This is a genomic window from Paraburkholderia sp. SOS3, from assembly GCF_001922345.1.
Classification (GTDB): Bacteria; Pseudomonadota; Gammaproteobacteria; order Burkholderiales; family Burkholderiaceae; genus Paraburkholderia.
The window spans coordinates 2,017,229-2,033,187 of the sequence record NZ_CP018811.1 but is presented as its reverse complement, the minus strand read 5'-3'; the positions used below and the strand labels follow the sequence as shown (position 1 = coordinate 2,033,187).

The 15,959-nt window shown below is 63.4% G+C and carries 14 protein-coding genes; 1 reads left to right on the top strand and 13 read right to left on the bottom strand.

Translation table 11 applies throughout. The features are described 5' to 3' along the window. Positions 1–77: 77 nt before the first annotated feature. The 8 genes from der to ndk all read right to left on the bottom strand — a co-directional run bounded on the left by der (position 78) and on the right by ndk (position 9,865). Positions 78–1,418, bottom strand: a complete 1,341-nt coding sequence (gene der, locus BTO02_RS09280) for a ribosome biogenesis GTPase Der (RefSeq protein ID WP_075156796.1) — start codon at positions 1,416–1,418, stop codon at positions 78–80. Positions 1,419–1,958: 540 nt separating this feature from the next. Next, on the bottom strand, positions 1,959–3,104 hold the full coding sequence (bamB, locus tag BTO02_RS09275; protein ID WP_075156795.1) for an outer membrane protein assembly factor BamB: 1,146 nt from the start codon (positions 3,102–3,104) through the stop codon (positions 1,959–1,961). A 77-nt stretch (positions 3,105–3,181) separates the two neighbouring features. Continuing rightward, positions 3,182–3,820: a tetratricopeptide repeat protein gene (locus BTO02_RS09270; RefSeq protein WP_075156794.1), complete on the bottom strand. Its 639-nt coding sequence runs from the start codon at positions 3,818–3,820 to the stop codon at positions 3,182–3,184. A 90-nt stretch (positions 3,821–3,910) separates the two neighbouring features. Continuing rightward, positions 3,911–5,251, bottom strand: coding sequence for a histidine--tRNA ligase (gene hisS, locus BTO02_RS09265; protein ID WP_075156793.1), 1,341 nt, complete (start codon positions 5,249–5,251; stop codon positions 3,911–3,913). Between the two features lie 21 nt (positions 5,252–5,272). Then, positions 5,273–6,562 carry a flavodoxin-dependent (E)-4-hydroxy-3-methylbut-2-enyl-diphosphate synthase gene (gene ispG, locus BTO02_RS09260; protein WP_442953443.1) on the bottom strand — a complete coding sequence of 430 codons (1,290 nt, stop codon included), beginning with the start codon at positions 6,560–6,562 and terminating at the stop codon, positions 5,273–5,275. 341 nt (positions 6,563–6,903) lie between these two features. Further along, the gene (locus BTO02_RS09255) at positions 6,904–8,025 is read right to left on the bottom strand and encodes a helix-turn-helix domain-containing protein (protein WP_075156791.1); all 1,122 of its coding nucleotides are present in this window, start codon (positions 8,023–8,025) and stop codon (positions 6,904–6,906) included. Positions 8,026–8,184: 159 nt separating this feature from the next. Further along, complete coding sequence (gene rlmN / locus BTO02_RS09250) at positions 8,185–9,336, bottom strand: 23S rRNA (adenine(2503)-C(2))-methyltransferase RlmN (RefSeq protein ID WP_075156790.1); 1,152 nt, start codon at positions 9,334–9,336, stop codon at positions 8,185–8,187. A 103-nt stretch (positions 9,337–9,439) separates the two neighbouring features. After that, a complete protein-coding gene (ndk, locus tag BTO02_RS09245; protein ID WP_075156789.1) occupies positions 9,440–9,865 on the bottom strand; it encodes a nucleoside-diphosphate kinase in 426 nt (141 codons plus the stop codon). A 319-nt stretch (positions 9,866–10,184) separates the two neighbouring features. On the opposite strand from ndk, the gene BTO02_RS09240 reads away from it, so the two are divergent. After that, positions 10,185–10,883, top strand: coding sequence for a Bax inhibitor-1/YccA family protein (locus BTO02_RS09240; protein ID WP_075156788.1), 699 nt, complete (start codon positions 10,185–10,187; stop codon positions 10,881–10,883). Between the two features lie 147 nt (positions 10,884–11,030). Here the strand turns inward: BTO02_RS09240 and BTO02_RS09235 are convergent, their stop codons facing one another. From BTO02_RS09235 to BTO02_RS09215, 5 genes are all read right to left on the bottom strand, one after another. Next, a complete protein-coding gene (locus BTO02_RS09235; RefSeq protein WP_075156787.1) occupies positions 11,031–11,804 on the bottom strand; it encodes an MBL fold metallo-hydrolase in 774 nt (257 codons plus the stop codon). Positions 11,805–11,811: 7 nt separating this feature from the next. Continuing rightward, positions 11,812–12,939 (bottom strand): outer membrane protein assembly factor BamC, encoded by a 1,128-nt coding sequence (gene bamC, locus BTO02_RS09230; RefSeq protein WP_075156786.1) that lies wholly within the window; start codon positions 12,937–12,939, stop codon positions 11,812–11,814. A gap of 139 nt (positions 12,940–13,078) precedes the next feature. Beyond that, a complete protein-coding gene (gene dapA / locus BTO02_RS09225) occupies positions 13,079–14,017 on the bottom strand; it encodes a 4-hydroxy-tetrahydrodipicolinate synthase (RefSeq protein ID WP_075156785.1) in 939 nt (312 codons plus the stop codon). Positions 14,018–14,059: 42 nt separating this feature from the next. After that, positions 14,060–14,725: a class I SAM-dependent methyltransferase gene (locus BTO02_RS09220; RefSeq protein WP_083615051.1), complete on the bottom strand. Its 666-nt coding sequence runs from the start codon at positions 14,723–14,725 to the stop codon at positions 14,060–14,062. A 31-nt stretch (positions 14,726–14,756) separates the two neighbouring features. Beyond that, positions 14,757–15,959 carry a tryptophan--tRNA ligase gene (locus tag BTO02_RS09215; RefSeq protein ID WP_075156784.1) on the bottom strand — a complete coding sequence of 401 codons (1,203 nt, stop codon included), beginning with the start codon at positions 15,957–15,959 and terminating at the stop codon, positions 14,757–14,759.

The following is a 15,959-nucleotide window of genomic DNA, read 5'->3' as shown; positions in this document are numbered from 1 at the left end:
TATAGCCGATTTTCCTTTATGCGCGCTTTGCCTCGAGATTCAGGGCAAAGCTGCCAAACCCAACGTACACGGGCCTCTCAGCCTTTGTCCGCATAAGGGTTCGTCGACGATCGGAACTCTATTCGCAATGGAGTCCCAGTCAGCGCGAAAGTTTCCCTGAAGCGGTTTTCGAGGTAGCGCTTATAGGTGTCCGTCACTGCATCGAGCGCATTGCCGTGAATGACGATGATCGGCGGGTTTTGTCCTCCCTGGTGCGCGTAGCGCAGCTTCGGACGCACCGGCCCCTTGCGGCGCGGCTGCTGGAATTCGACGGCGTCGATCAGCGCGCGCGTGAGCTTCGGCGTCGGCAGCTTCGCCATCGCGGCTGCATACGCGGCATCGACCGAGCGCATCAACGGGCCAATGCCGGTCTTTTCCGCAGCCGAAATGAAATGGAACTTCGCGAAGTCGAGAAATTTTAGCTTGCGCTCCAAGTCGGCTTTTGTGCGCTCACGCACGTGCGCATCGAGCCCGTCCCATTTGTTCACGCCCACCACGAGCGCGCGCCCCTGCTCGACGACAAAGCCAGCGATATGCGCGTCCTGATCGGAAATATCCTGCTGCGCATCGAGCAGCAGGATGACGACGTTCGCATCGGAGATCGACTGCAGCGTCTTCACGACCGAAAATTTCTCGATCGCCTCGAACACCTTGCCGCGGCGGCGCAAGCCCGCCGTGTCGATCAGCGTGTACTTTTTCCCCTGACGTTCGAAGTCGACGTAAATCGAGTCGCGCGTCGTGCCTGGCATATCGAACGCGATCACGCGTTCCTCGCCGATCAGCGTGTTGACGAGCGTCGACTTGCCGACGTTCGGGCGCCCGACAATCGCGATCTTCACGCCGTGCTGCGCTTTTTCTTCTTCGGATTCTTCCGGTTGGCCCGCATAGGCGACGTCGAGCGCTTCGCCGATCATTTCGGCGACGCCGTCGCCGTGCGCGGCCGAAATCGCTCGCGGGTCGCCTAGACCGAGTTCGTAAAATTCGGCGGCGACCGTCGTGTACTTCATCCCTTCGGCCTTGTTGATCACGAGGAAGATCGGCCGGCCCGTCTTGCGCAGATAGTCGGCAATCGATTTGTCCTGCGGCGCAAGGCCGTTGCGGCCGTCGACGATGAACACGATGATGTCCGATTCCTCGACCGCCTGGCGCGTCTGGCGGGCCATCTGGTAAAGGATGCCCTCTTTCGCGACCGGCTCGAAACCGCCCGTGTCGACGACGAGATACGGCCGCTCGCCGGCGACGCGCCCCTCGCCGTAGTGGCGGTCGCGCGTGAGCCCGGGCAGGTCCGCGACGAGCGCGTCGCGTGAGCGCGTGAGACGGTTGAACAGTGTGGATTTCCCCACATTGGGGCGCCCGACGAGGGCAATAACGGGTTTCATCTGATGTTGTTCACTGTGAGGCGCGGGCTTGCCGATTACGGTCGTTCAGCGCCAGTGTGGCGACGCCGCCGATCAGGCCCGCGGAATCGCGGCTTTGCGCGGCCCGCGCAACGATTGGGCGGCATTCAGTCGCCGCTATTTCATGTGTCGCAAATTAGCACGAATCTGGCTCGCTCCGGATGCGTGGACGGCGTGAGCGTACAGGGCCATGGGTGCAGCTTGCACCGGTGCAACACGCTTGCGAAAACGCGGTGCGTTGGCTCGCACAGTCCATGCATGCGCGCATGCTTCCTGAAGGACATGCGCACCTGCACCTGATCGCGCCGGAAACGAGCCGGCGCCCGTGGCGACGATGCTGGCAGTCGTTCAATAGCGCTCGGTTCGGCTATGTGGGCCAGCTACCGCATCCTTGACGCCTTCTGGCGGTAGGCCGGGTTGCGCCGCTTCCCTGCCTTCATATCGCGCGGATGGCAGCCGTGCCACGGCGCAAGACGGTGCGCTCAGCGACGGCGGCCCGGCGATTGCGCCACCGCCACATGCTTAGCGCGGCCGGAACCCATACAGATCGCCGTCGTGCGTCTGCACGACGAGCGTATCGCCTGCCAGCACCGGCGCAGCGGTAATTTCGCTGCCATCGGTTTTCATGCGCGCAACGAAGGAGCCGTCATCGCGCGACAGGAAATGCACGAAGCCCTTGTAGTCGCCGACCACCGCCGCGTGGCCGAGCAGCGTCGGCACGCTGACGTCGCGGCTCTTCAATTGTTCGTTGCGCCACAACTGCTTGCCGGTCGTCGCATCGAACGCGGTCACGATCGACCAGTCATCGCCGCCGACGACCACCTGCTCGTCCTGCGCAATACCGCTTGTGCTCGAAAACGGCTTTTCCCACAGCGCGCGGCCCGAGTTCGCATCGAAGCAGCCGAGTTGGCCCTGGAACGTCACCGCGCAGGTTTCGGCGCCGACGAGCGTCGGCGGCCCGGTCACGTCGTTGATGCGCTCGACTTCGGTCACGCCCTTCGGATACGAGACCGGCGTTTGCCAGTACGCATCGCCGTTCTGCAGATTGATCGCCGCGAACTGGCCACCCGGGAAGCCGGCGAGCACCGCCGCATCGCCGGCGAACGTCATGCCGGCGGTCACGCGCAGGTTCAGCGGCACGGCGCGGTTGCGGAACACCCAGCGCTGTTCGCCCGTTTGCCCATTGAACGCGATGATCTGCCCATCGATCGTGCGCACGATCACGAGACCGTTGCCGACGAGCGGCGGCGACAGGATCTCGCCCTGCACCGAGCCCCGCCACAGCAGCTTGCCGTCGGGTCCAAGCACGTCCACCGCACCCTTCAGTCCGCCGACCGCCGTCAGATTGCCGTCGGTGCCGACGCCTGCAGACAGATCGTCCTTCAGTTTCACGCGCCAGATATCGTTGCCGGTCTTTGCATCGATCTTCGCGACCGAGCCGTTTGCGCCCGCCGCATAGACGGCATCGCCGACCGCGACCGGCGCGAACATATAGCGGCCCGCCTTGCCCACGCTCGCCTTCCACGTCTGCTGCACGTCGAGCTGGGACTTGAATTCGGTCAGCGGCGTCGGCACGCGGCGCTCGTCTTTCGACGACGAGCACGCGGCCATCGTGAGCACCGCGAGCGTGCATGCGACGGGCACGGCGTAACGTTTCAGCAGATTCATCGGTGAACGAAGCATGTCTGGTTTATTCATTGAAGTGAAGGCGGGACGCGGCGCAGATGCATCGGCAGCCGATGACGTTAACCGCCCAGCGCGTCGAGCTTGAACTGAATCAGCTGACGCGTCGAAGTATCGTTTTTCGGCAACGCATCGAGCGCGACCTTGTAGGCCGCGCGTGCGTCGTCGCGCTTGCCTTGCGCGGCGAGCAGGTCGCCGCGGCTGTCGGCGACAACACCTTTGAAAGCGTCCGATTCCGGTTGCTCGAGCAGCGCGAGCCCCGCGTCGTACGACTTTTCATCGAGCAGCAGCGAAGCGAGCCGCAGCTTCGCGATCTGCCTGAATTCGGGATCTTTCGCATGGTCCGCCGCCCATTGCAGCTGTGCTTTCGCGCCGGGTTCGTCGCCCGCCTGATACAGCGCCTTGGCTGCGGCAAGCGCGGACATCTGGGCGTAAGCGGTGCCGCTGAACTTGTCTTCCATATCGGTGGCGATGCGTGTGACGGTTGCCTTGTCGGCCTTGTCGCCGGCCGCGCTCGCCTGCTGCAGCCGGTCGTACAGCACCGCCGCTTCGCCCGCCTGATGGCGCTGCCAGTAGTTCCAGCCGTTCCAGGCCGCCGCCGCGACAACCGCCACCAGCAGAATCCACGTGGTCGCGTTACCCCAACGCTCCCACCATGCCTTCACGCTTTCTAATGTTTCCTGTTCGTCGTGGTAACTCATCGCGAAGCGATTCCTTCCCTATTGATGCTTTATCCGTTTTCAAATGTTTTCAACTGTTTTGCGCGCGAAAAGCGGCGAAAAACGCTGAAATCAGTCGGCGTCGTCGTCAGAGGACGCAACCATCGCATTGATTAGAAATTCGGTCAAGTCTTCGGCCGGGACCGTCTGCTGTTCGCTTTTTGCGCCGGCCGCGCCGACCTCGCGCAGCGGCTTCACGCCGACCGTGCCGTTTGCGATTTCGTCGTCGCCGAGAATGACCGCGTAGGCCGCACCGCTCGCGTCGGCGCGCTTCATCTGCGACTTGAAGCTGGACGGCGCGCCGTCCGCACTGCAGTGCAGGATCACGTCGAGTCCCGTGTCGCGCAGCCGCTCGGCGATGATAAACGCCTGGTCGCGCGCGGCGTCGCCCTGATGCACGACGTAGACGTCGCAGCCCTCGCCCTCCGGCACCAGTTGCTCTTCCTTCAGCAGTTCGAGAATGCGCTCGACGCCCATCGCCCAGCCGCACGCCGCCGTCGGCTTGCCGCCCAACTGCTCGATCAGCGGATCGTAACGGCCGCCGGCGGCAACCGTGCCTTGCGCGCCAAGCTTGTCGGTAATCCATTCGAACACGGTCAGATTGTAATAATCAAGACCGCGCACGAGCCGCGGATTGATCGTGAACGGGATGTTGTTCGCCTTCAGGATGCGCTGCAGCCCTTCGAAGTGCGCAAGCGATTCGTCGCCGAGGAAGTCGATCAGCTTCGGCGCATTGCGTGCGATGTCCTGCAGCGCCGGATTCTTCGTGTCCAGCACGCGCAGCGGGTTCGTGTAGAGACGGCGCTTGGCGTCCTCGTCGAGCACGTCCTGGTGCTGTTCGAGGTACGCAATGAGCTCGACGCGGTGCGCCGCACGCTCCTGCGCAAGACCGAGCGAATTGATTTCGAGCTTGATGCCGGTCAGACCGAGGTCATCCCACAGACGCTGGCACATCAGGATGATCTCCGCGTCCGCGTCGGGGCCCGCAAAGCCGAGCGCCTCGACACCGACCTGGTGAAACTGACGATAGCGCCCGCGCTGCGGCCGCTCGTGACGGAACATCGGCCCGACGTACCACAGGCGTTTCGGCCCGTCGTACAGCAGGTTGTGCTCGATCGCCGAACGCACGACCGCTGCCGTGTTTTCAGGGCGCAGCGTCAGATTCTCGCCGTTCAGCGCGTCGGTGAAGCTGTACATTTCCTTCTCGACGATATCGGTCACCTCGCCGATACCGCGCGTGAACAACTGCGTATGTTCGACGATCGGCGTACGAATATTCTGGTATCCGTAAGAACGAAGCATCGACTTGACGGTCGATTCGAAAAATTCCCATAGCTGGGCGTCCTGCGGCAGCACATCGTTCATGCCTTTCACGCCGGACAGCTTCTCGAGCTTTTTCTTCTGTTCAGTCATCTGAATTTCGATTGCGGATATTTAGCTGAGCGCTTCGGCGCGGCCATAGCGGCGCTCGACATAGTCGCTCACGATTTGCTGGAACTCTTCGGCGATGCGCTCGCCGCGCAGCGTCTTCACCTTTTCGCCGTCGATAAACACCGGCGCGGCCGGGTTCTCGCCCGAACCGGGCAGGCTGATGCCGATATTCGCCTGCTTCGATTCACCCGGCCCGTTGACGATGCAGCCCATCACCGCGACGTGCATCTTTTCGACGCCAGGGTACTGATCGCGCCACACCGGCATTTGCTGACGCAGATACGTCTGAATTTGCGAGGCGAGCTCCTGGAACAGCGTGCTCGTCGTGCGGCCGCAACCGGGGCACGCGATCACCATCGGCGTGAACGAGCGCAGGCCCATCGTCTGCAGGATTTCCTGGCCGACGACGACTTCACCGGTACGCGATGCGCCCGGTTCCGGCGTCAGCGAAATGCGGATCGTGTCGCCGATACCCTGCTGCAGCAGCACGGAAAGCGCCGCCGTCGACGCGACGATGCCCTTCGACCCCATGCCGGCTTCGGTCAGCCCAAGGTGCAGCGCGAACTGGCAACGGCGCGCAAGCTCGCGATAGACGGCGATCAGGTCCTGCACGCCGCTCACCTTGCACGACAGGATGATCTTGTTGCGCGCGAGCCCGAGTTCGACCGCGCGTTCGGCCGAGCCGATCGCCGACTGGATCAGCGCTTCGTACATCACGCTTTGCGCTTCCCACGGTTCGGCGCGCGCCGCGTTTTGATCCATCATCTTCGCGAGCAGATCCTGATCGAGACTGCCCCAGTTCACGCCGATACGCACAGGCTTGTCGTATTTGATGGCCGCCTCGATCATCTGGGCGAATTGCGTATCGCGCTTGGCGCCCTGGCCGACGTTGCCCGGGTTGATGCGGTACTTCGACAGCGATTCGGCGCATGCCGGGTGGTCGCGCAGCAACAGGTGACCGTTGTAGTGGAAGTCGCCGACGAGCGGAACCGAAACGCCCATGCGGTCCAGCTGCTCGCGGATAGCCGGCACGGCTGCCGCGGCTTCCGCCGTGTTGACCGTGATGCGCACGAGTTCCGAACCTGCCTGCGCAAGCTCCTTGATCTGGATCGCGGTGCCGATCGCGTCCGCCGTATCGGTGTTGGTCATCGACTGCACGCGCACGGGCGCGTCGCCGCCGATCGTGACGAGGTTGCCGCCCCAACGGACGTCGACCGCGTTCGATGCGCGGCGCGGCGCGTGGCCGCCGAAAATCGGCTCGGACGAACAAATTTGACTGGTGGTGGATTGCATGGGATCGGAGTGCATCGATAAACCCGCCATTGAAGGCTGCGCCTTGAAGTATGTCTTTGAAGCCGGCTCTGCTACCGCAATTTGCCGCAGTCTGGCGCTGAAGCCTTCTGCAGCGAGCCGGCTATTGAAATCTGCTGTTGGAACCCGCTATGAACCATCTTTTGAGCAGCGCGGCCCTCGGTGACTCGCGTGGGTCGCGCGCTCATGTCGTGCTCGTGTCGCATAACTATGCCGTACGCATTGGCCCGCAAGCGTGGCGCCGGTTCGCTACCACCCGCGCGCGTTGCGATGAGCGGCGCCAAGCGAAACACGGCGGACAGACCGTCCGCCGCGCCGCGTCGTCAGGGCAATGCGAAGCGTGCCACATTCCCCTTCGCCGATGCATATTTGGCCGGATCGACGGGCTGACCGTCGAGCGTCATCGAATCGAGACCGGCCTTGTTGCCGACCGTCACCCTGAACGGCGGCTCGCCGCTCACTTCCTTGCTGTCGCCCGCGTGCACGAGGCCCGAGAACACTTCCTTGCCGTCCTTCTGACGGATGCTGAACCAGCTGTCTTGCGTCACCTTGATCGCGACCGTCGATCCACCCGCCAAGGCGGCCTGCGCCGTGCTCGCCGAGGCCGCGTTCGCAGCTGCCCCGGTGCCCGTCGCCGCGCTAGCCTGCACGGCAGCGTTGGCGGTCGCCGCAGCCGGCTGCGCCGAACTCGCCGCGACGTTCGGCGCAGCCGCATCTGGCGCGGCCGCGGCCGGGTGCGCCTGCTGTGCCTCGGGCTGCGACGCCGATTGCGCAACACCTGCCGTCTGCGCATCCGACGCTTCGGCGTTACCGGCCGGTTGCGCCGTCGTGGAACCCTGCGCCACATCGGCCGCTGCGCCGCTCGCCGCGCTCGCCGAGCCGGCGCCGCTAGCCGTCGCCTTCAGGCGCGCGAGCCATGCGCTCGAGTCCCCGCCGTTCGTGTGCCACATCGCCAGCGCGATCAGCGCGACGACGACCGCCGCGACGCCCCACAGCCACGACCGGCGCCGCGGCGCGTTGCTGCCAAGCGACAGAGAGACCTTGCCGCGCGGCAAATCGGCGCCCGCCGATGCCGGCATCGTCAGATCCGGCGCCGGCACGCCGCGTTCGCGGCGCAGCGCCTGCGTGTAAGGTGCCGGATCGGCGCCGAGCATTTTCGCGTAGCTGCGCACGACACCGAGCGCAAAGGTCGTATCGGGCAAATGGCTCAGATCGCCTGCCTCGAGCGCGCGCAATTTGGTGACGGATACTTTCAGGCGCGCGGACACATCCTCGATGGACCAGCCCTTCGATTCGCGCAACTGAGCAAGACGCGCCCCGACCGCTGCGAGCGACTCGTTACCCGCCTGCGCGGCCGGCTGCAGCGCAGCAGGTGCGGCGACCGGCGCCGGACGCCCGGCATGTCTATCGGTGTCGTGCGGTTGCGGGTGCTGCGGCTCACTCATCCCAAATCCTTTCGCGTCGATTCTTCTTGTGCGATCGGCCCGTGCCGGAGGCTCGAGCCGCAATCGCAGACCGTTTATAACAAAATGTGCGACCCTATGTGCAGCTTTTCTGCGCGCCGCTCGCGCGCCCGAACCGGCGCTGCGCCCGGCCCGGCGCGGCTACACTGCGCGAACCTCGATTACCTTGGCCGCCTTCCCCGTACGTTCAGCAAGCCGCGTGCGATCCTTGATTGCACCAGCCAGTTGGCCGCAGGCGGCATCGATGTCGTCGCCGCGTGTTTTGCGCACCGTCGTGACGACCCCTGCGTCGATCAGTACGTGCGCGAACCGTTTGATCTGCTCCTGTTTCGAGCGGATAAGCCCGGACTCCGGAAACGGATTAAACGGAATCAGGTTGAATTTGCATGGAATGTCGCGCGTCACTGCGAGCAGCTCGCGCGCTTGCGCTTCGCTATCGTTCACGCCGTCCAGCATGCAATATTCGAAAGTAATGAAGTCTCGCGGCGCGACTTTCAGATACCGCTCGCACGCGGCCATCAGTTCACGCAGCGGATACTTTTTGTTGAGCGGCACGAGCATGTCGCGCAGATCGTCGGTGGGCGCGTGCAGCGACACCGCGAGCGCGACGGGCAGATCGGCGCCGAGCCGGTCCATCATCGGCACGACGCCGGACGTGGACAGCGTGACACGCCGGCGCGACAGGCCGTAGGCGTTATCGTCGAGCATCAGCCGCATGGCCGGCACGACCGCGTCGTAGTTCAGCAGCGGCTCGCCCATACCCATCATCACGACGTTGGTGACGACGCGCTCGCCCTTGCCGTCGCCGCCCGTTGCACGGCCACCGGCGACACCGAGCGACGCGCGCAGCGCGAATTCGGCCATGCGCAACTGGCCGATGATCTCGCCGGTACTCAGATTGCGCGAGAAACCCTGCTTGCCGGTCGAGCAGAACCGGCAGTTGACCGCACATCCGGCCTGCGACGACACGCACAGCGTGCCGCGCCCTTCTTCGGGAATGAATACGGTTTCGACCGCATTGCCATTGCCGACGTCGATGAGCCACTTCCGGGTGCCGTCGGCAGAAATATGGTCGCTGACGATGCCGGGCATCGTGATCGATGCACGGCTTTTCAGCTTTTCGCGCAGCGACTTCGCGAGATCGGTCATGCCGTCGAAGTCCGCCGCGTTGTACTGGTGAATCCAGCGCTGCAATTGCCTGGCGCGAAACGGCTTCTCGCCGAGGCTGCCGCAGTATGCGACGAGCCCTTCGGCGTCGAGATCGAGAAGGTTGACGGTGGGACTGCTCGTCATATCGAATCCTGCCATTTCAGTGCGAGACTGCGTTCACCCAGCAAGCCACATGAACGCATTGCCTTTCGCGCCCGCTCCTGCATTGTTTCTACGCTACCGCGACCTAGCGCGAGTAGACATTGACTTCCGGGAAGAAAAACGCGATTTCGACGCGCGCCGTTTCGGCGGCATCGGAACCGTGCACTGCGTTGGCGTCGATGCTGTCGGCGAAATCTGCACGGATCGTGCCCTTTTCGGCCTTCTTCGGGTCCGTCGCGCCCATCAGTTCGCGGTGCTTCAGAATGGCGTTTTCGCCTTCGAGCGCCTGCACGACGACCGGGCCCGAAATCATGAATTCGACGAGATCCTTGAAGAAAGGACGCTCACGGTGCACGGCATAGAACTTCTCTGCGTCGGCACGCGACAGTTGCACCATGCGCGACGCGACGATCTTCAGGCCCGCGTTTTCGAAACGCGTGTAGATTTGACCAATCACGTTCTTGGCCACAGCGTCCGGCTTGATAATCGACAGAGTGCGTTCGATCGCCATAAAAACTCCAAAAAATTAAGAAGTTACAAATTCAAATGAATCCGCTATTGTAGCATGTTCCAGTGTATGATTGCGATTGAACCCTTACACATTGAAAGAATCAAAGCGGAATGCAGCAGAACACCCGCCGCGCTTTACAGAATCCAGGGAAAAGCCTCGCGTTTGGGGTTGCAATCGACGCGAAGCGCATTGAAACTCCTGTGCGCCGGGCTTATCTTAGGATTGGTGGGTCGAGTGACCGGCGGCAATCCGCTCGCCGGCACCGTAGAACAGATAGTGCAACCACCGGGTAACACTGCGTCTTACGCAAGGAGAAACCATGAACGAATCCCCCTATAACTTTGGCCGCGGCGGCGTCGTCACCTCGGCCGAAACACGCAACCGCGTACTGCGCAACACCTACTGGCTGCTCGCGCTGTCGATGGTGCCGACGGTGCTGGGCGCGTGGGTGGGCGTCGTCACGGGCTTCTCGCTGTTCGCCGCCACCAGCCCCGCGATGAGCATGCTGGCGTTCTTCGCGATTGCGTTCGGCTTCATGTTCGCCATCCAGAAGACGAAGGACAGCGCAGCGGGCGTATTCGTGCTGCTAGGCTTCACGTTCTTCATGGGCCTGATGCTGTCGCGTCTGCTGAGCTTCATTCTCGGCTTCTCGAACGGCCCGTCGCTGATCATGCTCGCGTTCGGTGGCACCGGTGTGATCTTCGCCGCGATGGCGACGGTTGCCACGGTCAGCAAGCGCGATTTCTCCGGCCTCGGCAAGTGGCTCTTCGTCGGCGTGATCGTGCTGCTGCTCGCGATGGTCGCGAATCTGTTCCTGCAACTGCCGGCGCTGATGCTCACCATTTCGGTGCTCGCCATCGTGATTTTCTCGGCGTACATGCTGTTCGACGTGCAGCGCGTCGTGAACGGCGGTGAAACGAACTACATTACGGCAACGCTCGCGATTTACCTCGACCTGTACAACGTGTTCGTCAATCTGCTTGCGCTGCTCGGCATCTTCGGCGGCAACCGCAACTGACGTCATGAAAACGAAGCCGGCCGCGAGCGCATCCTCGTAGCATCGGCCGGCTTCAGTCGGAAAAACGCCCGTGACATATCGTCACGGGCGTTTTGCTTTCAGCGCTGGATTTTTGTCGAACCGCCCTGACGGGCAATCAGAACGAAATTAGAGCGTCAGCCAGTCGAAACCGCTGTCCTGCGACGCGACCACGACGTCCGCTGCCGCGGCGTTCATCACGGCGGCCATCGCAGCCTGCGCCAGTTCCGGCAGATTATTCTGCTGACTCAAATGCGCCGCGACCAGATGACGCAACCGCGACCGGTCAAGCGAAGCAAGTATCGCAGCGGCTGCGTCATTGTTCAGATGACCATGGTTGCCGCCGATGCGCGCTTTCAGCGACGCGGGATAACGGCTCGTCGCCAGCATGCCGAGGTCGTGGTTGCATTCGAGCACGAGCGCGTCGCAGCCGCTTAGCACCGCGTTGATATGCGGCGTCGACGTGCCGACGTCGGTGAGTACGCCGAGCCGCGACGCGCCGTCCGAGAACACGTATTGCAATGGTTCGCGGGCGTCATGTGGCACCGTATAAGGCAGCACGCCAAGGTCGCCGACCGCGACCGCTTCGTCGCCCCACAGCACGCGCAAATCGACGTCCGCTTCGTCGGCGCCGACGGCGCGGGCCGTACCCCAGCTCATATACAACGGAACCGACCACCGACGGGCGAGCGTCAACGCGCTACCGATATGGTCGCTGTGTTCGTGGGTGATGAGAATGGCGGCAAACGGCGCAGCATCGAGACCGATGCGCGCGAGCCGCCGTTCGACTTCCGTCGCCGAGAAACCGCAATCGAGCAGCACGCGTGTGGTCGTCGTTCCGCTTTGGGCTTCGACGACCAGTGCATTGCCTTCGCTGCCGCTTCCCAGACTGGCGAACCGCACGGCCGCGTTAGTTCAGCTGTGCATGCAGCAGCGACACGATGCGCTGCGCGTCCGAAGACGTATCGATCTGCCCGTTCGAGTCGACCACGGCGACCTGCGTCATGGTGTCGCTGGTCGGACGCACATTGACGAGGTACTCGGGACTTTTCGATTTCTTCGGATCACTGGTGAAGAGCTTGCCGAAGAGCCCCTCGCGCTTCACTTCCTGCAAGGAGTCGGCATAGCGGACGTAATAAATGCCCTTCTCGCGATCGCGATTGTCGACCGTGAAGTTGGTGCGGTCGAGCGCAAGGCCGACGCGCAGCCACGCCCGGTCAAAAGACTCAGGCAGGTCGAGCGTGGTTTCGCCGGCCAGCTTGGCGCTTGCCGCCGCCGGACGCGCATCGGTGATCAGTTGCTTCGATTGCGCGTCGGTCAGCCCGAACTTCTGCATCAGCTTCGACAGGAAGGCCGCTTCGAGCGCGGGATCGCGCGGACGTTCGACCCATTTCGACGACGTCTTGTCCATGCCCGTCAGCACCTCTTCCATCGAGCTGTGCGTGATCGAGATATCGGTCGCGCCGGTCGCGTCGCGCGAAACGAGCGTGCGGAAGCTGTCGCGCGTTCCCGACGAATACGCGAAATCGATCACGCGGCCAATCGTGCGGCGGAACCAGTCGTCGGGAATGTTCGCGCGGTTTTCGGCCCAGTCCGTGGTCATGATGCCGGTGGACGGCGCGTTCGTTTTCAACGAGAAGCCGTTCTCGGTCCAGAACTCCTGCAGTTGCGGCCACAATTGGTCCGGCGTGCGGCCGTCGACGACGAGCCAGCGGCGATCGCCGTCGCGCTCGATGTGCATGCCGAGCGGATCCTGCGCGGTCGGCACACCCTCGGTCAGGTTGCCGGCTTCGGTCTTCGCGCGCTGCGGCGCACCGCCGAGCGCGGTGCCGACCGGCGGCGCCTCATAGCGCTGGTCGATCTGCGCGGCCGTCAAATCGTTCGGCACGGCGAGCGGCGGCGCCGTCGGCGTGTCCTTGTAGTTGACCCTGTCCGTTGCGAGCACGTCGTTCAGCGTGTCGCAACCAGCAAGCGCAGAGACCGCAAGCGCCAGCGCGATGGCGCGCGTTGCGTGGATGTAGAGGGCGGAACGTTTCATGTGGTCCTTCGTGACGCTAGAACGCGTGCCAGGTTCGGATCCCGAACGAGGCGTGATCGTTATGGTTAAACAAAAGCGCCGGTGCGGCCGGTCACGCGAGCATGCGCATTGCACGGCATGGCTCGCGATACGGTCCGTTCTAGCCCGGCAGTCCCGCTTCGCGCATCGCCGTACGCACCACCTCGTGATAGCGCGCGTCGAGCGGCGTAAGAGGCAAACGGATGCCGCCTTCCATACGGCCCATTTGCTGCAGTACCCATTTCACCGGAATCGGGTTCGACTCGATAAATAGGTTCTTATGCAGCGACAGGAGTTTCAGATGAATCTCCCGAGCTGTTTTCGCATCGGCGGCGAGCGCCGCTGCGCACAACTGCGCCATCGCGCGCGGCGCGACGTTCGCGGTGACCGAAATATTGCCGTGGCCGCCAAGCAGGATCAGCGCGATCGCAGTCGGGTCGTCGCCGCTGTAAATCCCGAAGTGCCGCGGCGCCGCCTTGATCAGGTGCGCGGCGCGATCGATATTGCCCGTCGCTTCCTTCACGCCGACGATGCCCGGCACCTGCGCAAGACGCAGAATCGTCTCGTTCGACATGTCCGCAACGGTGCGGCCGGGCACATTGTAAAGGATCACCGGCAGGTCGACGGTTTCCGCAATTTTCGCGAAATGGCGATAGATGCCTTCCTGCGTCGGCTTGTTGTAGTACGGCACGACCTGCAGTGTCGCATCGGCGCCGACTTCCTTCGCCTGCGCGGAGAGTTCGATCGCTTCGGCAGTCGAATTGCCGCCCGCGCCGGCGATGACCGGAATGCGGCCAGCCGCATGCTCGACTGCGGTCTTCACCATCAGGATGTGCTCTTCAACCGACAGCGTGGCCGACTCGCCGCTCGTACCAACCACAACGAGACCGCTCGTGCCCTCTTCGATATGCCAGTCGATCAGTTTTCGGAACGCCGGCAGATCGAGACTGCCGTCTTCGTGCATGGGGGTGACGATGGCAGGAATGCTGCCGCGAATCCAAATACTGTCGTTGCGCGCGCCGTGCGTGCTGCCGGCGCCGCCCTGGGTCTCGTGTGCCATTGAACTCGATGAATTTACTGAATAAACCGGAATTGTAGCGGATTAACCGGCCAAATCGTAACGCGGGGGAACCAGCAATCCGGGTGGAAAAGCAACACTTTCCGCATCGCCTGGCTGCTTCCCGCACGTTTCCTTGACCGCGCAGATGCGCTGAATGAACGCGGGCCGCGGTTCGGCCAGGAAACCGTCCTGAAACGCGATCACGCGAAGCTGTCCGCGCACCGCGTCGAGCAGTTCGCCCGATTTGAGCAGGAAAGCGGGGGTCGATGGCTTGCCGACCGACTCGTTTCCCTGCGCGAAGGTTTCGTAGATCAGCACGCCGCCTGGCGCCAACGCGCGCAGCAGCTGCGGAAAAAGCGGCCGATGCAGATAATTCGTCACGACCACCGCCGCGAATGCCGCATCGGCGGCAAGCGGCCATGCAGCGTTTTCGATATCGGCGGCAACGGTGGCGATATCGGGCTCGTCGCGCATCGTCGCGAGTGCGGCGACGTCGCGGTCGACTGCGGTCACCCGATGCCCGTGCGCGGCAAACCAGCGCGCATGCCGCCCCGCGCCCGACGCAACGTCGAGCACCGCGCCGCCCGGCGCGACCAGATGCGTCCAGCGACGCACCCAGCGCGACGGCTCGCCGAGCCCGTGCGGCGTCGGCGCAGATGCCGCTCCCGACGCCGCCGCGTCTGAAGATTCGTCGTTCAATCCGCTCATGCGAGCCCCGCCCGCCAGGAACACGCGCGCATCAGTTGTACGACAGCCCCATCGCCTCGCGCACGTCGCGCATCGTCTCGGTCGCGAAACGGCGCGCCTTGTCGCAACCGTCGGCGACGATGGCACGCAACAGCGACGGATCGTCCATGTACTTCTGCGCGCGCTCGAGCATCGGCTGCTGCTCGCGCAGAATGCCTTCGATAACGGGCTGCTTGCACTCGAGGCAACCGATGCCGGCCGAACGGCAACCCTTTTGCACCCATTCGTGCGTTGCCTCATCGGTATAGACCTGATGCAGCTGCCACACCGGGCACTTGTCGGGATCGCCCGGGTCGGTGCGGCGCACGCGCGCCGGATCGGTCGGCATCGTGCGCACTTTCTTCGTGATCGTCTCGGCGTCTTCACGCAAGCCGATCGTGTTGCCGTACGACTTCGACATCTTCTGCCCATCGAGGCCCGGCATGCGCGACGCCTCGGTCAACATTGCCTGCGGCTCGACGAGAATGATCTTGCGCGAGCCTTCGAGGTAGCCGAACAGCCGCTCGCGATCGCTCATGGAAAGACTCTGCGACTCCTGCAGCATCGCGCGCGCTTTTTCGAGCGCTTCGTCGTCGCCCTCCTGCTGATACGAATTGCGCAGCTCGTGGTACAGCTTCGCGCGTTTGCCGCCGAGCTTCTTCGCGGCTTCCAGCGCCTTCTCCTCGAAGCCCGGCTCGCGGCCGTACAGGTAATTGAAGCGCCGCGCGATTTCGCGCGTCATCTCGACGTGCGGCACCTGGTCTTCGCCGACCGGCACGAGCGAGCCGCGATAAAGCAGAATGTCGGCCGCCATCAGCACCGGATAGCCCAGGAAGCCGTAAGTGGACAGGTCCTTGTCTTTCAGCTTCTCCATCTGCTCCTTGTACGTCGGCACGCGTTCGAGCCAGCCAAGCGGCGTGCTCATGCCGAGCAGCAGCGCCAGTTCCGCATGCTCGGGCACGCGGCTCTGGATAAACAGCGTGGCCTGCGCCGGGTCGATGCCCGAAGCGAGCCAGTCGATCAGCACTTCCCAGACGTTTTTTTCGATCACCTCGGGCGTTTCATAGTGCGTCGTCAGCGCGTGCCAGTCGACGACGCAGAAGAAACACGGATACTCGGACTGCAGCCGCACCCAGTTTTTCAGTACGCCGTGGTAGTGGCCGAGATGCAGCGAGCCCGTAGGTCGCATACCGGAGAAAATTCGGTCTGGGTACAT